This window comes from Streptomyces sp. TLI_171, from assembly GCF_003610255.1.
Taxonomy (GTDB): domain Bacteria; phylum Actinomycetota; class Actinomycetes; order Streptomycetales; family Streptomycetaceae; genus Kitasatospora.
This window is the reverse complement of the sequence record NZ_RAPS01000001.1, coordinates 7,601,623-7,618,276: the sequence shown is the minus strand read 5'-3', so window position 1 is coordinate 7,618,276 and position 16,654 is coordinate 7,601,623. Positions and strand designations below refer to the sequence as shown.

19 protein-coding genes are annotated in these 16,654 nt (G+C 75.2%); 10 read left to right on the top strand and 9 right to left on the bottom strand.

Translation table 11 applies throughout. The features are described from left to right. The first annotated feature begins 32 nt into the window (after positions 1 to 32). Entirely contained in the window at positions 33 to 722 is a 690-nt protein-coding gene (locus BX266_RS34065) for a 2-phosphosulfolactate phosphatase (protein WP_099906305.1), read from the top strand. Positions 723 to 803: 81 nt separating this feature from the next. Next, positions 804 to 1,718, top strand: coding sequence for a serine hydrolase (locus BX266_RS34060; RefSeq protein ID WP_099906303.1), 915 nt, complete (start codon positions 804 to 806; stop codon positions 1,716 to 1,718). 18 nt (positions 1,719 to 1,736) lie between these two features. On the opposite strand, the gene BX266_RS34055 is transcribed toward BX266_RS34060, so the two are convergent. Both BX266_RS34055 and BX266_RS34050 read right to left on the bottom strand, forming a co-directional pair. Continuing rightward, entirely contained in the window at positions 1,737 to 2,297 is a 561-nt protein-coding gene (locus tag BX266_RS34055; protein WP_099908608.1) for a DUF1990 family protein, read from the bottom strand. 49 nt (positions 2,298 to 2,346) lie between these two features. Further along, entirely contained in the window at positions 2,347 to 3,102 is a 756-nt protein-coding gene (locus BX266_RS34050) for a PP2C family serine/threonine-protein phosphatase (protein WP_099906301.1), read from the bottom strand. 183 nt (positions 3,103 to 3,285) lie between these two features. On the opposite strand from BX266_RS34050, the gene BX266_RS34045 reads away from it, so the two are divergent. Together BX266_RS34045 and BX266_RS34040 are read left to right on the top strand one after the other, a co-directional pair. Beyond that, positions 3,286 to 3,990, top strand: a complete 705-nt coding sequence (locus BX266_RS34045) for a hypothetical protein (RefSeq protein ID WP_143687059.1) — start codon at positions 3,286 to 3,288, stop codon at positions 3,988 to 3,990. Between the two features lie 140 nt (positions 3,991 to 4,130). Further along, positions 4,131 to 4,877, top strand: a complete 747-nt coding sequence (locus BX266_RS34040; RefSeq protein WP_099906297.1) for a hypothetical protein — start codon at positions 4,131 to 4,133, stop codon at positions 4,875 to 4,877. Positions 4,878 to 4,903: 26 nt separating this feature from the next. On the opposite strand, the gene BX266_RS39065 is transcribed toward BX266_RS34040, so the two are convergent. The 7 genes from BX266_RS39065 to BX266_RS34005 all read right to left on the bottom strand — a co-directional run bounded on the left by BX266_RS39065 (position 4,904) and on the right by BX266_RS34005 (position 10,648). Then, entirely contained in the window at positions 4,904 to 5,149 is a 246-nt protein-coding gene (locus tag BX266_RS39065; protein ID WP_180290716.1) for a hypothetical protein, read from the bottom strand. Positions 5,150 to 5,302: 153 nt separating this feature from the next. Beyond that, on the bottom strand, positions 5,303 to 6,262 hold the full coding sequence (locus BX266_RS34030) for an NAD-dependent epimerase/dehydratase family protein (protein ID WP_099908606.1): 960 nt from the start codon (positions 6,260 to 6,262) through the stop codon (positions 5,303 to 5,305). A gap of 50 nt (positions 6,263 to 6,312) precedes the next feature. Beyond that, positions 6,313 to 7,275 (bottom strand): ATP-binding cassette domain-containing protein, encoded by a 963-nt coding sequence (locus BX266_RS34025; RefSeq protein ID WP_099906296.1) that lies wholly within the window; start codon positions 7,273 to 7,275, stop codon positions 6,313 to 6,315. A 35-nt stretch (positions 7,276 to 7,310) separates the two neighbouring features. Continuing rightward, positions 7,311 to 8,075 (bottom strand): ABC transporter permease, encoded by a 765-nt coding sequence (locus BX266_RS34020; protein ID WP_099906295.1) that lies wholly within the window; start codon positions 8,073 to 8,075, stop codon positions 7,311 to 7,313. Further along, positions 8,072 to 8,677, bottom strand: coding sequence for a glycosyltransferase (locus BX266_RS40420; RefSeq protein ID WP_259464990.1), 606 nt, complete (start codon positions 8,675 to 8,677; stop codon positions 8,072 to 8,074). Before BX266_RS40420 ends, BX266_RS34020 begins: the two co-directional genes overlap by 4 nt. A gap of 709 nt (positions 8,678 to 9,386) precedes the next feature. Then, the gene (locus BX266_RS34010; protein ID WP_099906291.1) at positions 9,387 to 9,698 is read right to left on the bottom strand and encodes a hypothetical protein; all 312 of its coding nucleotides are present in this window, start codon (positions 9,696 to 9,698) and stop codon (positions 9,387 to 9,389) included. Positions 9,699 to 9,751: 53 nt separating this feature from the next. Beyond that, positions 9,752 to 10,648, bottom strand: coding sequence for a methyltransferase domain-containing protein (locus BX266_RS34005; RefSeq protein ID WP_099906290.1), 897 nt, complete (start codon positions 10,646 to 10,648; stop codon positions 9,752 to 9,754). Between the two features lie 587 nt (positions 10,649 to 11,235). On the opposite strand from BX266_RS34005, the gene BX266_RS34000 reads away from it, so the two are divergent. The 6 genes from BX266_RS34000 (at position 11,236) to BX266_RS33975 (ending at position 16,628) form a co-directional block, all read left to right on the top strand. Next, entirely contained in the window at positions 11,236 to 12,717 is a 1,482-nt protein-coding gene (locus BX266_RS34000; RefSeq protein ID WP_259464989.1) for a class I adenylate-forming enzyme family protein, read from the top strand. Positions 12,718 to 12,782: 65 nt separating this feature from the next. Further along, positions 12,783 to 13,067 carry an acyl carrier protein gene (locus BX266_RS33995; RefSeq protein ID WP_099906288.1) on the top strand — a complete coding sequence of 95 codons (285 nt, stop codon included), beginning with the start codon at positions 12,783 to 12,785 and terminating at the stop codon, positions 13,065 to 13,067. Continuing rightward, positions 13,064 to 13,300: an acyl carrier protein gene (locus tag BX266_RS33990; protein ID WP_099906286.1), complete on the top strand. Its 237-nt coding sequence runs from the start codon at positions 13,064 to 13,066 to the stop codon at positions 13,298 to 13,300. Before BX266_RS33995 ends, BX266_RS33990 begins: the two co-directional genes overlap by 4 nt. A gap of 645 nt (positions 13,301 to 13,945) precedes the next feature. Continuing rightward, complete coding sequence (locus tag BX266_RS40415; protein WP_259464988.1) at positions 13,946 to 14,671, top strand: beta-ketoacyl synthase N-terminal-like domain-containing protein; 726 nt, start codon at positions 13,946 to 13,948, stop codon at positions 14,669 to 14,671. After that, on the top strand, positions 14,668 to 15,333 hold the full coding sequence (locus tag BX266_RS33980; RefSeq protein WP_218969294.1) for a beta-ketoacyl synthase N-terminal-like domain-containing protein: 666 nt from the start codon (positions 14,668 to 14,670) through the stop codon (positions 15,331 to 15,333). Before BX266_RS40415 ends, BX266_RS33980 begins: the two co-directional genes overlap by 4 nt. Next, a complete protein-coding gene (locus BX266_RS33975) occupies positions 15,330 to 16,628 on the top strand; it encodes a beta-ketoacyl synthase (protein WP_310794825.1) in 1,299 nt (432 codons plus the stop codon). Before BX266_RS33980 ends, BX266_RS33975 begins: the two co-directional genes overlap by 4 nt. Positions 16,629 to 16,654 lie beyond the last annotated feature (26 nt).

Below are 16,654 nucleotides of genomic sequence, written 5' to 3'. Positions count from 1 at the left end.
GCGCCCGGTGGGGCGTACGCGATCATGACCGGATGAACACTCGTTTCCTCGGCATCGGCGAATTGGACGAAGTCCCCGCGGTCGCGGTGGTGGTCGACGTGATGCGGGCCTTCACCGTGGCGGCCTGGGCCTTCGACCGCGGCGCGGAGCGGATCGTGCTCGCCGGCTCGCCGGCCGAGGCGCTGGCGCTCAAGGCGCGGCATCCGGGGTGGGTGGCGCTCAAGGACGGTCCGCCCGCGCCGGGGTTCGACGCCGTCAACTCGCCCGGCCGGCTGCGCTCGCTCGACCTGGGCGGCCGGACGGTGGTGCAGAAGACCACGGCGGGCACGGTCGGCGCGCTGGCGGTCAGGGACGCCGAACTGGTGCTGTGCGCCGGGTTCGTGGTGGCCGGGGCGACGGCCGGGCTGCTCCGGGCGCGCGGGTGCGACCGCGTCACCTTCGTGGTGACCGGCGAGGACGGCCGGGCGGAGGAGGACCTGGCGTGCGCCCAGTACATCGCCGAGCTGGCCGCGGGCGGCGGGGCGGACGCCGCGGGGTTCCTGCGCCGCGCGGCCGGGTCCCGGGCAGCCGCGGAGCTGGCGGCGGGCGTGCGGGAGGGTTCGCATCCGGACGACGTGGCGCTCTGCCTGGAGCTCGACCGGTTCCCGTTCGCGATGGTCGCGGCCCCGGAGGACGGCCACATGGTCCTGCGGCCGTTCGCCGGCCGGGCCGCCGGGGGCTGATCGGGGCGCGGCGGGGGCTTCTCACCGGACGCTGAGCCGCGGCTCATCGCCGGCCAAGGAACGCGGTCGAGCATCGTCCGCATGATCGCACCATCGAGTTCCCGGGCAGTCGCCCGCAGGCGGCAGCGTCGTTCGCGACGGATCGGCTGGGCGGTGGTGACGGTGGTCGCGCTCGCGGCGCTCGGCGTGTGGCCGGCCTTCCCGCGCGCGGCGACCGGTGCCCCGATGGCGGCCTCCGCGGCCGCCGCCCCGGACGCGAGTGCGTCGGCGAGCGCGACCGTGGCCGCCGGGGCGGCCGCGGAGGCGGCGCTCTCCGGTGCGGTCGGCTCGCTCGACGGGCACTTCGCGGTCTCGGTGACCGATCCCGACTCCGGGGCGGCGGCCGGCTGGGGCACGGACTCCTTCGTGACCGCCTCGATCGTGAAGGTGTACATCCTCGCTGCGCTGCTGCTGCAGACGGACGGCGTGCTGACGGGCGGTCAGAAGGCGACGGCCGCGCAGATGATCGAGAACAGCGACAACTCCGCCGCCTCGACGCTGTTCGAGGCGGTGGGCGGCGCGGCGGGCCTGGACGCGGCGAACGCGCGGTTCGGGCTGACGGACACCGTCGCGGGGACGGACGGCTACTGGGGCCTGACCTCCACCACTGCCGCGGACCAGGCCCGGCTGCTGCGGGTGGTCTTCACCGACGACTCGCCGCTGGGCTCGGCCTCCCGCGCCTACCTCGGGAAGCTGATGGGCCAGGTCGCCGACGGCCAGGACTGGGGTGTGTCGGCGGCGAACCGGAGCGGTACGGCGCAGTTGAAGAACGGCTGGCTGCCGCGGGCGTCCACCGACCTGTGGGTGATCAACAGCATCGGTCGCGTCGAGTACGCCGGCCGGACCCTGCTGGTGGCGGTGCTGAGCGACGGCTCCGCCACCCAGGAGCAGGGGGTCGCGCTGGTCGAGTCGGTGGCCACGGCGGCGGCCCGGGCGTTCACCGCCGCCCGGGGCTGAACGCCGGGCGCGGACAGCTCAGTCGGCGACGGCGGCCCGTGCCACCACCCGCAGGTAGCGTTCGACGGCGAGGTGCTGCAGGAGCAGGGCGACCGGCCGGCCGAGTCGGGCGTACCAGGCGGCCAGCCGGGAGAACGCGGTCACCTCGAACCACACCTCGCCGTCGGCGTCCGTGCTCACCACGAAGGACTCCTCGCCGCACTCGGGGTGGCCGGGCAGCGTGCCGTACGCGAAGCCGATCCGGTCGGGTTCCTCGACGGTCCAGACCACCCGGCAGGGGATGATCACCCGGGGCACCCGGAGCCCGGGCAGGGTGAGCCGCAGCAGCACGGTGCCGCCGGTCTCGACCGGGGCGGCCGGCGGGTGGAGCGCGAAGCCCGAGCCCAGTTGGGTGCCCCAGGAGAGGACGTACGCGCCCGCCCGGGCCAGGACCTCCGGGCCGTGTCCGAGGTGGGTGCGGCGGCGGAGCCAGGCGTAACCGGGCGGCAGCGCGGCACTGCGGGTGGCGCCGACCTCCGGGTAGCTGGGCGCGGCGGCGCAGGCGGCCCGGTGGCGATGGCGCAGGTCGGTGGACGGCATCCGCCAGTTGTACGACGGTGCGACCGGCGCTGCCAACAGCGGGTGGGGGTCAGTCCTCGATCCGGACCAGCGCGAGGGTGATGTTGTCGGGGCCGCCGGCCCGGATCGCGGCGCGCCAGAGTTCGACGACGGCGTGCTGGTCGTCCTCGTCGCCGTCCGGGTCCACGATCAGCTCCGGCCACTCCTCCGCCGGGACGGGGTCGCTCAGGCCGTCGGTGCACAGCAGGTAGCGGGCGCCGGTGCGCAGCGGCAGGCGGCGCAGGTGCGGGTCGAGGGCCTCGCGGTCGGTGGCGCCGCCGAGGGTCCGGGTGACGAGGTTGGTGGTGCGCCAGCCCGGCGCGAGCGGCGGGCTGTCGTCGGTGCTGAGCAACTCCGGTTCGCCGTCGGTGAGTCGGTAGACCCGGCTGTCGCCCACGTTGAACACCAGGACGGCGTCGGCGGTCACCGTCAGCCCGGCCACGGTGGTGGCCATTCCGGCCAGCCCGGGGTCGGTGGCGGCCGCGTCGTGGACGGCCGTGTGACAGGCCAGCAGGGCGTCCTCGACGGCCTGCTCGTCGCCCAGTTCGGCGCTGGTCGCCGCCAGCTGACTGACCACCAGGGAGGAGGCGAGGTCGCCCCCGGGGTGCCCGCCCAGGCCGTCGGCGACGGCGACCGTCACGGGCGTGTCGCCGAGCGGGAAGTACAGCGTCTGGGGGCTGTCGGCGGACGTCGCGCAGAGCGTCCACGGCCCGGCCGACACGCTGTCCTCATTGCGTCGACGCACCACACCGGTGTGGCTGAGCACGCTCACGGCAACGATCGGCATGTCCGCCCACCTCTTTCCGGTCCGCCTGGCCGCGACAAGCGAAGCACATCCGGCCGCGCTGCTCGCGCCGGGGTCCGCGATTCGCCTGCTCCCGCCGGGTGACCGCCGCGGCCCACCGGCCGTCCCGGCACCGGGCTTCGGAAACCCGGTGAACACGTGCGGTCACCGCACTAGCCTGATGAGGTGACGAGTCGAAGTCGTACCTCTCGTACCGGCGCGGCCGCCTTCGCGGTGGTCGCCCTCGTGTTGCTGACCGGCTGCGGAGGCGGTGACAGCGGCAGCGGCGACAGCAAGGCGAAACAGGTCGGCTGGTACCGCACGGTCGACGATCTCTGCGCGGTGGTGGGCGATCCCGGCCTGCCGGGGGAACTGCGCAGCACCATTCCGGTGCGGACCGACGGGATCGCGGGCGACCCCTCCAAGTCGCTCAGCTGCAGCTTCGTCGGCGGTCCGGCCAGGGAGGACTGGCGGGTGAACATCACCGCAACGGTCTTCGAGGCGGCTCGCGGCTGCCACTGGCTGGAGGTCTCGGCGGCCTCGGCCAGGTCGCCGATCGGCGGGCCCAAGCCGGCCGAGACGCGGAAGTTCGAGCCGACCGACGGCGGGGGGCTCGGCCAGGAGGGCTACCAGGTGGCGGTCCGGCACCCGCTCACCGACACCATCCCCGGGCCGGTCGACCAGCTGAGCTTCACCTCGGCGGTCTGCGACGGGAATCTGCGCCTGACGGTGGTGGTCGACTACGGCGCGGGCTCGGGGATGTCCGCGGACTACCCGGGCGCGCTCGACAGAGCGGAGCAGGCGTCGCGGAAGAAGGCCGCCGAACTGCTCGGGCGGACCCGGGAGAAGCTGTACGAGCGGGCGATGAGTCCGCAGCCGACGGCTTCCTGACGGCCCGGCAGCCCGGCCGCGCACCGGCTGTCAACAACTGTGCACTGCACACCTGTTGACGTCCTTTACCAGCCCTTGGGTAGTCTCTCGGCGGGCGGCCGGAGCCGCCCTGCGACGGGCGAGCGCGAGGGAGGGCCGGGGTGGACGCGGTGGTGGGGGCGCGGGTCGATCCGGAGCTGGCGGATCGGGTGACCGAGGCGCTGCTGCTGGCCGGTCTGCCTGTCGCGTACGGGGGGCACGGGCCGGGGGTGCTGCTCTGTCCGACCGGGCCCGAACATGCCGCGGATCCGTGCCTCGGGGCGATCACGCTGCGCTGGGTGGCGTCGGCCCGGTTGGAGGAGGCCGCGGCGGCAGGCGGCCCGGACGGTCCGTGGCACCGGATGCGGGAGTCGGTCGCCGACAGCATGGAGACGGCGCTGGCGGAGTTCCTTCCCGCGCTGGGCATCCCGGCCGAGCGCCTGCCCTCCTGCGCCCGGACCCGGGTCGGCCCGCTGCCGGAGCCGTCCGGCGAGCGCCCGCGCGGCGCGGCGGCCCCGGCCGAGCCGTCACCCGCGGAGGCGGACGTGCACCCCCAACTGGCCGACGCGGTACGGCGGATCGCCGTGCTCGCCGGAGTGCCGGTCGCGGCCGGGGGGCACGGCGCGGGCATCACCGTGCGGCCGCACGCGTCGGAGGACGACCCGCAGGCGGCGGGCACCGTCGACCTCGACTGGCAGCCCTCCCGCCGCCTGCCCCGCGACCACCGGCCGGACAGTCCTTACACCGCGGTCCGCAGTGCGATGCGCCACGCGCTCGGCGCCACGCTGAGCGCCTGCGGCCTGCCGACCAGCTGGCACCGGCCGCAGCACCGGCCCGCGCACCTGCACGCCCTCCCACCGGCCGCCTGAGCCGACGGGGCGTCAGGGACGAGCCGTCAGGGCGTCCCCTCGTGCGTGGCTCCGGTGACGACCGGGAGGAAGATCAGCGCGGCGGGGATGAACAGCAGGGCGATCGGCGTCCCGATCGGGATCATGCCGAGCACCGGGGAGCCGGCGGCCGGAGCGGGCCCCGGAGCGACGGCCACCGGAACGGGCGGGGTGGGTGCCCCGGCATGGGCGGCCTGGGGCGCGGCGGCCAGGAGAACGGCGGTGGCCGCTCCCACGGCGAGGCTTCGCAGCACGTCGACTCCTTCGAGTTCGCGACGGTCCGAGTGGGGTCGGAACCAGTCAAGGCGGCTGCGGCCGGGCCGGCCAGCGGCGGCGGCCGAGGGGGTGACCGCCGCCGCCCGCCAACCGGTTGACGATCCGTCGGACCGGCGGGCCGTCCGCCTCCGCTACCCGCCGACCGCCGCGCCGACGGCGCGGCGGGCGAACCAGTCGATGGTCACCGCCAGGCCCTTCCCGACGTCGACGGCGGGCTGCCAGCCGAGCACGGTGCGGGCCAGGGTGATGTCGGGGCGGCGCAGCATCGGGTCGTCGCCCGGCCGTTCGACGAACCGGACGGGGGACGGGGAGTCGCACAGCTCGCGGATCCGGTGGGCGAGTTCGAGCATGCTGAGTTCGACGGGGTTGCCGAGGTTGACCGGTCCTGGGTGGTCGGCGGCGGCCGCGGCGAGGATGCCGGCGACGGTGTCGTCCACGTAGCAGAGCGACCTGGTCTGGGCGCCGTCGCCGGCGACGGTGAGCGCCTGTCCGGCCAGGGCCTGGGTGATGAAGGTGGGGACGGCCCGGCCGTCGGTGGGGCGCATCCGCGGACCGTAGGTGTTGAACAGCCGGACGATCACGGTGTCGACGCCGAGGGTGGTGCGGTAGGCGGTGGTGAGGGCTTCGGCGTAGCGCTTGGCCTCGTCGTACTGGCTGCGCGGGCCGACCGGGTTGACGTTGCCCCAGTAGCTCTCGGGCTGGGGGTGGACCTGCGGGTCGCCGTAGACCTCGGAGGTGGAGGTGAGCAGGAAGCGGGCGCCCTTGCGGCGGGCCAGTTCCAGGGCGTTGAGGGTGCCGTGGGCGCCGGCCCGCAGGGTTTCGATGGGGTGGCGGGCGTAGTCGTGCGGGGAGGCCGGCGAGGCCAGGTGGACCACCAGGTCGACCGGGCCGTCGACGTCGAAGGGCTCGCAGACGTCGGTGCGGTGCAGGGTGAAGCCGGGATCGCCGTCCCGGTCGGCGAGGTTGTCGAGGGTTCCGGTCAGCAGGTTGTCGAGGCAGACGACGCCGACGCCCCGCTCCCGCAGCCGGTCGCACAGGTGGGAGCCGACGAAGCCCGCGCCGCCGGTGACCACGGCCCGCCGAATGTCCATCAGGTCCTCCTTCGGGGCGGCCGGGCCGCCGTTGTGAGCGTTCGCCACGGTCAGGACTCCCGCAGCGAGCGGCCGGTGCGGGCGAGGAAAACGTCGTCGAGGGTGGGGCGGTGCAGTTCGATGGTGGCGGTCTCGATTCCGGCGTCGGCGAGCGTGCGCATGATCTGCGGCATCGCGGACTCGCCGGCGTCGACGGACAGCCGCAGGCTGCCGTCCTCGCGGGACTCGGCGGTGCGCACGCACGCCTGGCCGGCCAGCACGTGCAGGGCCTTGTCGGCGTGGTCGGGTTCGGCGACGCCCACGGTGACGACCTCGCCGGCGATGGAGCGCTTGAGGGCGGCCGGGGTGTCCTCGGCGACCACGGCGCCGCCGTCGATGATGGCGATCCGGTCGCAGAGCACGTCGGCCTCGTCCAGGTAGTGCGTGGTGAGGAAGACGGTCAGGCCCTGGTCGCGCAGCCGCCGCACCTCCGCCCAGAGCCGGGCCCGGCTGGCCGGGTCGAGGCCGGAGGTGGGTTCGTCGAGGAACAGCACCTTGGGGCGGTGGACGACGCCCATGGCGAGGTCGACCCGGCGGCGCTGGCCGCCGGAGTAGGTGCGGCAGTGGCGGTCGGCGTACTCGGTGAGGTCGAAGGCGGCGACGGCGGCCTCGGCGCGGCGGGCGGCCTCGGCCTTCGGGAGGCCGTGCATCCGGGCCTGCAGGACGAGTTCCTCACGGGCCGTCACCTCGTCCCAGGTGCCGCCGCCCTGGGCGACGTAGCCGATCTGCTGCCGCACCTGGTCGGGGCGGGCCAGCAGGTCGGCGCCGGCCACCGTGGCGGCGCCGCCGTCGGGGCGCAGCAGGGTGGCGAGCATCCGCAGCGTGGTGGTCTTGCCCGCGCCGTTCGGGCCGAGGAACCCGAAGATCTCGCCCTCGGCCACGCTGAGGTCCAGGCCGGTCACCGCGTCGACGGTGCTGGTCGTCCTGCGCCGTCCGGTGCGGTAGGACTTCCGCAGTCCGCTGGTCTCGATCATCCGGGGGTCCTTGTCTGGGAGGTGGTGACGGGGTGTCAGCGGACGGCGCGGGCGAACTGGCGGGCCGACCAGATCAGGGCGGCGAGGGCGACGGCGGCCATCAGGGCGAGGCTGCGGCCGACCGCGGCGTCCCCGGGGTGGCCGGCGAACAGCTCGCGCATGCCGGTGACGGCCCAGCTGAACGGGTTCCAGTCGGCGACGCGGCGCAGCCAGAGCGGGGCGAGGGCGAGCGGCAGCAGGGTTCCGGAGAGCAGCATCAGCGGCTGGGCGAGGTTGTTGACGACCTGCCCGAGGGTGTCGGGGTTGCCGATCCGCAGGGCGAGGCCGTACGAGATCGCGGCGCTGCTCAGGGAGATCAGGGCGAGCAGCAGGTAGGCGAGCAGCAGGTCCTGGAGGCGGACGGCGAGGCCGAGCGGCAGCGCCAACACGATGATCATGGCGGCTTGGACGGCGAGCGTGACGACGTCGCGCAGCGACCGGCCGAGCAGCAGGGCGACCCGGCTGACCGGGGTCACCCTGGCCCGCTCGATCACGCCGGAGCCGAGTTCGGCCAGCAGGCCGAAGCCGACGTAGAGGCCGCCGCCGAGGGCGAGCGCGACCAGCATGCCGGGCACGTAGATCCGGTACGCGTCGGCCATCGAGCCCGCCCCCATCGAGGACAGCGCGGGCTTCAGCAGCGGGGCGAACAGCGCCAGGTAGACGACCGGTTGGGCGATCCCGAGAGCGATCTGCAGCGGCGACCTGGCCATCAGCAGCAGGTGGCGCTGAAACACCAGCCACGTGTCGTGGAGCGTCTTCATGTCCGGATGTCTCCCTCGTTGGACGGTTCGGTCGGTACGGGGTCCGCCACCCCGAGCGGCGCCTCCGCCCGCGCCGCGGCGGTGAGCGGTGCTTCCAGGTCGTCCGGCCCGGCGCACCGGGTCTCCGGCCCGTCGGCCCCGGCGCGGAGCGCCTCCGCCCGCGCGGCGGCGGTCAGTAGCGTCTCCAGGTGGTCGGCGGCGGTGGCCGCTCCACCGGCGGCGGCGAAGGAGGCGGCGATCCGCCGGGCGGCCGCGGCGTAGCCGGGGTCGTCGAGGACGGCCAGCAGTTCGGCGCGCAGCGGTTCGGGGCGGACGCTCGCGAAGCGGACGCGCCGGCCGGCGCCGGCGGCGACGACCTGGGCGGCGTTGATCGGCTGGTCGCCCTTGATGGGGGCGATCACCAGCGGTACCCCGTGGGCGAGCGTCTCGCAGACGGTGTTCAGGCCGCCGTGGCTGACCACGGCGTCCAGTCGCGGCAGGAGTTCCAGGACGGGGACCCGGGGCCGGACCAGGATGTGCGGGGGCGGGTCGGGGACGGTGCCGTCCGGCGCGGCGATGATCGCCTGGACGCGGTCGCCGAGCGGACGCAGGGCCTCGACCACGCGGGCGTGGAAGTCCTGGGCGAGGTCGAGCGACAGGGTGCCGACGGTGACCAGGACGTGGCGGCGGCCCGGGTCGAGCCACTGCCAGGGGAAGTCGGGGTCGGGTGCGCGGGGGGCGAGTGCGGGGCCGACCAGGGCGGCGTTGTCCGGCGGCCGATCGGCCCGGTGAGCGCGCTGCCGGTGAAGGCGATCAGCAGGTGCGGGGAAAACCGCAGGTCGTGCGGCGGTTCGCCGGGCAGCCCGGCGGCGTGCCACATGGCGGCCATCCGTTCGCCGATCCACGCCTCGACCTTGGGCACCGCCCGGTAGGGGCGGGTGAGTTCCATGGTGGTCGGGGCGAGCGAGGCCCAGGGCAGGCCGAACCGGTGGGCGGCGAGCGCGCCGGCCACCGCGTGCTGGTCGACGGCCAGCGCGTCGGGGCGGAACGCGGCGACGGCTCGTTCGATGCCGGGCAGGGTGTGCCTGGCGTGCGGGACGATGTAGCCGTCCCAGCGCGACTTGGCGGCGGCCATGCCGCGGTCGGCCTGGCCGCGGTGGGCCCGCAGCGGGATCGGATGGATCGGCGTGTCGGGGCCGAGCAGCGGGCGCAGGAAGGACTCGGAGCCGGCCCAGAGCACCTGGTGGCCGCGGGCGCGGAGTTCGGCGGAGACCGCCGCGAGCGGGTTGACGTGGCCGGTCAGCGGTAGCGAGACGAACAGGTAGCGTCCCATCAGGGGCCGTCCCCCGGGGCGGGGTCGGCGGCCTCGGCCACGTGGGCGGCGACGTCGCCGACGGTGAGCGCGATGATCCGGTCGATGTCGAGTTCGGCCAGCTGGCCCACCAGGTCGACCCGGCCGCCGAAGCGGGCCCGCAGCGCCAGGCTCCACGCTGCCAACTCGTGGCTCTCGATCAGAAGTTCGCCGTCGACCAGGGTGTCGGGACGGATGGATTCCAGCCACTCGGCGTCCTCGCCGACGATCTCCCGCAGCAACTCGGCGACCTCGCGAACCAGCGCGGGCTCGCTGGCCGAACCGCTCGTCACCGCCGCAGTGGCGGCTCCGCTCCGCCCCGGTTCCGGACCGGCGGTGGGCGCGCTCATTGCTGCGGGCCGGCGTCCGACTGCGGCTTGGTGGCGCGCAGGGCGCCGTAGGTGATGACGCCGGTGTCGAAGCCCTTCTTCATCAGCGGGCCGGCGTGGAAGAAGCGGAGCACGTCGACGCCGCGTTCGCGGGCCAGGTCTCGCATCACGCCGGGGCCGCGGTCGTACTGCGGGATCTCGGCGAAGCCCGGGTCCCAGGAGTTGGCGACGTTGGCGCTCCAGTCGGCGGTGGCGACGTCGGTGAATCCGGCGGCGCGGGCCAGGCGTTCGTGTTCCTCCAGGGACGAGAAGTCGGGCATCACCTGGTGGATCAGGATCTGCCGGACGAGTTCCTGCTCCGCGGGGTCGAGGGCGCCGTCGCGGACGGCCCAGGTGGCGACGGCGAGGATGCCGCCGGGGCGCAGCAGGCGCAGTGCCTCGGCGAAGAAGGCGGGCCGGTCGGCGATGTGCATCAGGCTCTCGACGGCCCACACGGCGCCGAACGAGGCGTCGGGGAACTCGGTGTGCAGGGCGTCGAGTTGGTGGAAGCGCGCGCGGTCGGAAAGGCCGGCGGCGCGGGCCTTCTCGGTGGCACGGGCGGCCTGCCGGGCGCTGAGGGTGACGCCCTCGACGGTGCAGCCGAGCGGGCCGGCCAGTTGCAGGGCGGGTCCGCCGATGCCGCAGCCGACGTCGAACACCCGCGTGCCGGCCGGCAGTTCGGCGTAGTCCACCAGTTCGCGGACCAGCCGGTCGGTGGCGGCGTGCCGGTCGACCCCGTTCCGGGCCGGGGCCTCCCCCCGGTCCCAGAATCCGTGGTGGACGTGTTCGCCCCACAGGTCCTCGTACAGGTCGAGGGTGATGTCGTAGTAGCGCTCCACGGCGGTGTTCAGGCCGGAGCCGTTCGCTGGGTCCACTGGGCCGATCCTCGAAAAGTTGACATGAATGCGCAGAAGAAGGCAGCCGGAAAGGTGCCGGAAATGCCACCTGGGGACCGGACTGGTCTGATCCACTTGGGTTTCGCCCGTCGGATGAACGACCCGTGGGCATGCGAAAGACGCACCGTCATTGCAGGTGGCGCCGAAAGGGCGAACGGCCGGGCCGGGGCGGGCGGCGCGGCTGAGGGACCGTCAGCAGACGGACCGTCAGGTTTGGGCAACAGGTCCTTGCACCAGGCAAGTTGACCATCAGGTGGTCGAACCGGCGACCAACCGGCGGCCACACTAGCGAGGGGCCGCAGGCGCGTCAACGCACCTGACAAATCCTTTCGGGCGGCCGGAACCGTACGCTCCACGGACACCGAAATGCCGGAGCGGCGCGAGGTCTTGACACCCGGGCAATTCAGCGTTGAAAGTTCGGCGTGGGAATTCCGCCAGTTCCCTCCGGCCTGACCAGGAAGAGGTTCTGGTACTCCATGAAAGACACCGCCGCAGCACCGCCGAGCAGCATGGGAGCGCTCCCATCCAGCTCTCGCAGCTCACCGGGCTTACCCGGCCCCCCGGTCGTGCCGGACCTGCCGGCCGGGCGGGAGCTGCCGGACCTGCCGGGCCTGCTCGATCCCGGCTGGGTCGACGAGATCCTGTTGCGCGGCCCCGACGCCGAACCCTGTCTGTTCTTCGAAGAACCCGTCCGCCGTGCCGAGTTGCGGCAGTTGGTCCGCGATCGGCAGGCCGAGCTGGCCGCGGCCGGGCTGCGCCGGGGCGGCTCGCTCGCCCTCTGCCTGGCCCCGTCGCTGGCGCTGGTCGCCAACCTGCTGGCCGGCTGGCGGATCGGCGCCCAGGTCGCCCTGCTCGACCACCGCCTGACCGCGTTCGAGACCGAACAGGCGCTGGCCCGGCTGGATCCGCAGGTGGTGGTCTCCGCCGCCGATCCGGTGGTCGGTGGCCCGGCCCGCGGCTTCCACACCCAGCGCGAACTGGTCACCGCCCGGCCCGGACGTCCCGCCGCCGGCCCGCACGCCCTGGTGCAGCTCAGCTCGGGCTCCACCGGCCCTTCCAAGATCATCGGCCGGACGGCGGCCGACCTGGTCGCCGAACTCGACCGGTACGCCCGGCTCGACGGCGTGCCCCGCGCGGGCGAACGGATGGTCTCGCTGGCCTCGACCGTGCACGTCCTGGGCCTGGTCGGCGGTCTGCTGCACTGCCTGCACGCCCGGGTCCGGCTGGCCTTCCCCGGGCGGGTGACGGCGGACGGCATCCTGGCCACCGTCGCGGCCGCCCCCGAGCCGACCACGCTGCTCGGCGTGCCGTTCCACCTCGAACTCCTCACCTGGGCGGCCGCGCCGCCCCGGCTCCCCCAGCTCACCGGCATGACGACCGGCGGCGAACTCGTCCGCGCCGAGGTGCACGAGGCCTTCGTGGACCGGTACGGCGTCCGCCTCGGCAGCATGTACGGGATGACCGAGGTCGGCGTCATCGCCACCGACCTGTTCGGCGCGCACCGGCCCGAACTCACCCCGGCCCCCGGCATCCGGCTCCGCGCGGCGGACGGCGAACTGCTGATCGCCCGCGAGCACTCCCCCTACCTCGACCTCGGCGCACCGCCGACCGCCGCCGGCCCCGCCCGGTGGGCGGACGGCTGGCTGCGCACCAAGGACAGCGGCGCCGTCGACCCCCGCACCGGGCGGGTGCGGGTCCTCGGCCGGCTGGACTCCCAGGTCTCCATCGGCGGCCTGAAGGTCGACCTCACCGAGGTCGAACACACCTTGGCCGCCCTGCCCGGGGTGAGCGCGGCCGTGGTCCTCCTCGGTTCCTCGATCGAGGCGTACTTCGCCCTGGACGAGGACGCCGGGGCGGGCGGTCCGGCCGGGCGGGCGGCCCGGGTCGCGCGGATCGAGGCGCAGCTCGCCGAACGGCTGGCGGCGTACAAGCGCCCGCGGCTGCTCCACCTGCTGGACCGGCTGCCGCGCACCGCGACCGGGAAGCCGGTGCGCGACCGGACCGTGCTGGCCGCGGCCCGGGCCGAATCCCGGGATCCCGCCGACTGAGCTTTCCCGAACGGCTGGTTGAGCCGTCCGGAGTCCTTCGTCCGACCCGAAAGGAAGCTGCAGCGATGTCCACCGAGGTGCCCTCGATCGAGGAGATCCGCGCGTTCGTGCTGACCGCGCTGAAGGAGATGAACTACGACATCGGCGGGATCGACGACGACACTCCGCTCGGCCCGGCCGGCGCCGACCTCGAGTCGCTCTCGCTGGCCGAGCTGGGTGTCCGGGTCGAGGAGCGGTTCACGGTCCGGTTCGACGACGACGAGGCGGAGCAGCTCGGCACCATGACGGTGGGCGAGTTCGCCTCCGCCGTCGCCGAGCGGGTCGGCTCGGCCTCCGCCGCCGGCCGGTGACCGGGTCGGCCGCGTCCGGGCGGGACGAAGTGCTGGCCCTGCTGGCGGAGTTCGGCGGTCGGACGCCCGAGGAGGTCCCGGAGCGGATCGACTCGATGGAGCTGGCCTGGCTGGTCCACGTGATCGAGGAGCGCCACGGCTGCCGGTTGAGCGACGAGACGCTGTCGCGGGTGGCCACGGTCACCGACGTGGTCGAGCTGCTGGCCGCGATCCGGGGCGGGAGCCGGATCTGACCTCCGGCAGCGCCGCCCGCAGGGCGGACCGGTCCGCCCTGCGGGCGGCGCCGGGGCCCGGCGGCCACGGCGGGCCGTTGCGCCCGCGCCCCCGGCTGCGACGGACGGCGCGTCGGCGGCCCTCCCCCTTCGCGCCGCGCGACCACGCACCCCGCCTGCGGCGCCCGAGCCAGCGTCAACTGTTGTATTCCGCGTGCCAGTTGGAGGTGATCGAGGCATGACCGACACGGTGTCCACCGCCCGCCGCGGCCCTCGCGCCGTCGTGGTGACCGGGGCGGGAGTGTTCAGCGCTTTCGGGCGGGGTGTCCGGCCGTTGCTGTCCGCCGCCCTCGACGGCGCGGAGGCGTTCGCCCCGGTGCGGCGCTTCGACGTCTCCGGGCGCCGGGTGGACCGGGCCGCCACGCATCCCGGGGACCCGTCGCTGGAGCGGGAGTTGGACGGGGTGGTCGCCGCGGCCTGCGCGGAGGCGGGGCTGTCGGCCGCCGCTCGCGCCGGCTGTCCGCTCTTCCTCGCGCTGCACGGCGACCCGGCGCTGCCGAGGGTTGCCGCGGCGGCGCGCCCGGCGCACGGCGCGCAGGTGTTCGCCGCCGAGCGGGCCCGCCGGGGCGGGTTGTCGGGGAGGTCCGGGCGTACACCTCGGCGTGCGTGGCCTCGGCGACCGCGGTCGCCGACGCGGCTGCGGCGGTGGCGCGGGGGCAGCTGGAGCGAGTGGTGGTGGCAGCCGGATACCTGGTCGAGGCGGACCAGTTCGCCCTGTTCGACGCGGGCGGGGCGCTGGCCCGGGACGGACGGGTGCGGCCGTTCAGCTCCGGCCGGAGCGGGCTGCTGCTCGGTGACGGGGTGGCGGCGGTGGTGGTGGAGGCGGCGTCGGCGGCCCGCACGCGGGGGGCTTCGCCGCTGGCGGTGCTGGCGGGCTGGGGTCGGGCGGGCGACGCCCACCACGTCTGCCGGCCGCGGCCGGACGGCGCCGGGTTGGCCCGGGCGATCACGGACGCGCTGCGGCGCGGCGGCATCGGCCCGCAGCGGGTCGGCTATGTGAACGCGCACGGCACGGGCAGCCCGGTCGGGGACGCGGCGGAGGCGGCGGCCTTGCACCGGGCGCTGGGGCGGCATGCGGCGACGGTTCCGGTGAGTTCCACCAAGTCGGTGCACGGCCAGGCGCTGGAGGCCGGCGCGCTGCTCGAACTGCTGGTGGCCGTCGGCGCGTTGCAGGCGGGCCGGCTGCCCGTCAACGCGGGCTGGCTGGGTCCGGACTCCGACTGCCCGCTGAACCTGGTCGTGGCCGGCGCGCGCACGGGCGCCGATCACGCGCTGAGTCTCAGCACCGCGTTCGGCGGGGCGAACACCGCGCTCCTGGTCGGCGCCCCGTGACCGCCGTCCACGCGGCGGGCGCCGCCCTCACCGGGCCGTCGGCCGCGCACACCGGGACGCCCCTCCCGGCCCACGCCGAGACGCCCGTCCCGGCGCAGGCCGAGGCGTCCGTCCCGGCGCTGGTCTCGGCTGCCGCCTCGGCCGGTCTGCACGTGCTCGCCGCCGCGCAGTGGCCGGAGGTGGGGGACGGGGCCGCCCCGCCGCCGGTGCCCGGGTTCGTCGGGTCCTCGTTCAGCCCGCTGGCGGCGGAGGTCGCCCGGCGGTGTCTGGAACGGGTGGGCGGGGCTCAACTGCCGATGACCGCCGTCCTGGTGGCCAGTGCGCTGGGGGACCTCGCGGGGGCGGTTCGAGTGGCGGAGGGCGTCGACGGCGGGGCGCGGCTGGGGCCGTTGCTGTTCTTCCAGGCGGTGCCCAATGCCGTGGCGGGGCTGGTGGCGTCGCGCTGGGGACTGACCGGGCCGGTGGTGTGCGTCGGTGACACCGCCGGGGCGCTCGCGGTGGCCGCGCTGCTGCTGGCGGACGGGGATGCGGAGGCGGCGTTGCTGCTCCGCGTGGATCAGGCGTACGTCCCGGGCGGCGTGGATCGCGCCGCCGCCGTCCTGCTCGGGCCGGAACCGGCCGGGGACGGATCACTGCCGCACCAGGAGGGAGTTCGACCGTGAGTGCCACAGCCGGAGCGGGTGGATCGGGTGGAGCCGGCGGGGCGGGTGTCGTCGTCACCGGGATGGGAATGGTGACGCCGGTGGGGTGCAGCGCCGACGAGGTGGTGTCGGCGATGTGCGAGGGTCGCTCGGGGCTGGCCCGGCCGGTGCCGGGCGGGCCGCTGGACGGCTCGTTGGAGGTGGCGGGGTTCGCGCCGCCGATCGATCCGGCGTCGGTGCTGCCGGGGCCGGAGAGCCGGGTGGTGGACCGGTACATCGTGCTGGCCCTGCGGGCGGCGGAGGACGCGATGGCGGACGCCGGGATCGAGGTGGGCCGCGACGTGGACCCGCACCGGATCGCGGTGGTGCTGTCGGGGACGGGCGGGCTGGCCACGCTGGAGGCGCAGGTGGTGGTGCGCGCCGCGCGCGGCCGACTGGGCGTCAGTCCGTACCTGCTGCCGGGGATGCTGCCGAACATGGCGGCGGCGCGGGTGGCGATCCGCTACGGCATCCGCGGCTACAGCTCCGCGGTCGCGACGGCGTGCGCGGCGGGGGCGCAGTCCGTCGCGGAGGGGTTCCGGCTGCTGCGCGAGGACCTGGCGGACGTGGTGGTGGCGGGCTGCGCGGAGGCCCCGCTGTTCCCGACGCTCGTCGACACCTTCTCCAACGCCCGTGCGCTGGCGCGTGGTTGGGCGGACGATCCGACGGGGGCGAGCCGGCCGTTCGACCGGCGCCGCAACGGACTGGTGCTCGGTGAGGGCGCCGGGGTGCTGGTGCTGGAGCGGGCGGCGCACGCGGACGGGCGGGGCGCGGCCGGGTACGCCGAGGTGCTGGGGTGGGGGGCGAGCAACGACGCCCACCATCCGACCACGCCGCGTCCGGACGGCGGGGGCGCGGCGGCGTGCATGCGGATGGCTCTGCGCAGTGCGGGGATCGGGCCGGCGGAGGTCGGCTATGTGAACGCGCACGGCACGGGCACCAAGGTGGGCGACGCGGCGGAGGCGGCGGCGATCCGCGAGGTGTTCGGCCCGGCGGGGCCGCCGGTCAGTTCGACCAAGGCGGTGACGGGCCATCTGCTGGGCGCCTCGGGGGTGGTGGAGTCGGCGGTGTCGGTGCTGGCGCTGCGGCGCGGGCTGCTGCCGCCGACGCACAACCTGGACGATCCGGATCCGGCGTGCGAGCTGGACCACGTCCGCAAGGGGCCGCGCCCCGTGCCGGGGATCGGCCACGTGCTGTCGAACTCGTTCGGCTTCGGCGGCCACAACGTCAGCCTGGTCCTCGGCCACCCCGGCACCCGCCTGGTCCGCCCGGTCTGACCCGTCCCTCCCCCGGGCCCTTTCGT

Coding starts and splice junctions, on each gene's coding strand:
- BX266_RS34065 (WP_099906305.1), top strand. CDS start 33: ATGAACACTCGTTTCCTCGGCATCGGCGAATTGGACGAAGTCCCCGCG.
- BX266_RS34060 (WP_099906303.1), top strand. CDS start 804: ATGATCGCACCATCGAGTTCCCGGGCAGTCGCCCGCAGGCGGCAGCGT.
- BX266_RS34055 (WP_099908608.1), bottom strand. CDS start 2,297: ATGCCGTCCACCGACCTGCGCCATCGCCACCGGGCCGCCTGCGCCGCC.
- BX266_RS34050 (WP_099906301.1), bottom strand. CDS start 3,102: ATGCCGATCGTTGCCGTGAGCGTGCTCAGCCACACCGGTGTGGTGCGT.
- BX266_RS34030 (WP_099908606.1), bottom strand. CDS start 6,262: ATGGACATTCGGCGGGCCGTGGTCACCGGCGGCGCGGGCTTCGTCGGC.
- BX266_RS34025 (WP_099906296.1), bottom strand. CDS start 7,275: ATGATCGAGACCAGCGGACTGCGGAAGTCCTACCGCACCGGACGGCGC.
- BX266_RS34020 (WP_099906295.1), bottom strand. CDS start 8,075: ATGAAGACGCTCCACGACACGTGGCTGGTGTTTCAGCGCCACCTGCTG.
- BX266_RS33995 (WP_099906288.1), top strand. CDS start 12,783: ATGTCCACCGAGGTGCCCTCGATCGAGGAGATCCGCGCGTTCGTGCTG.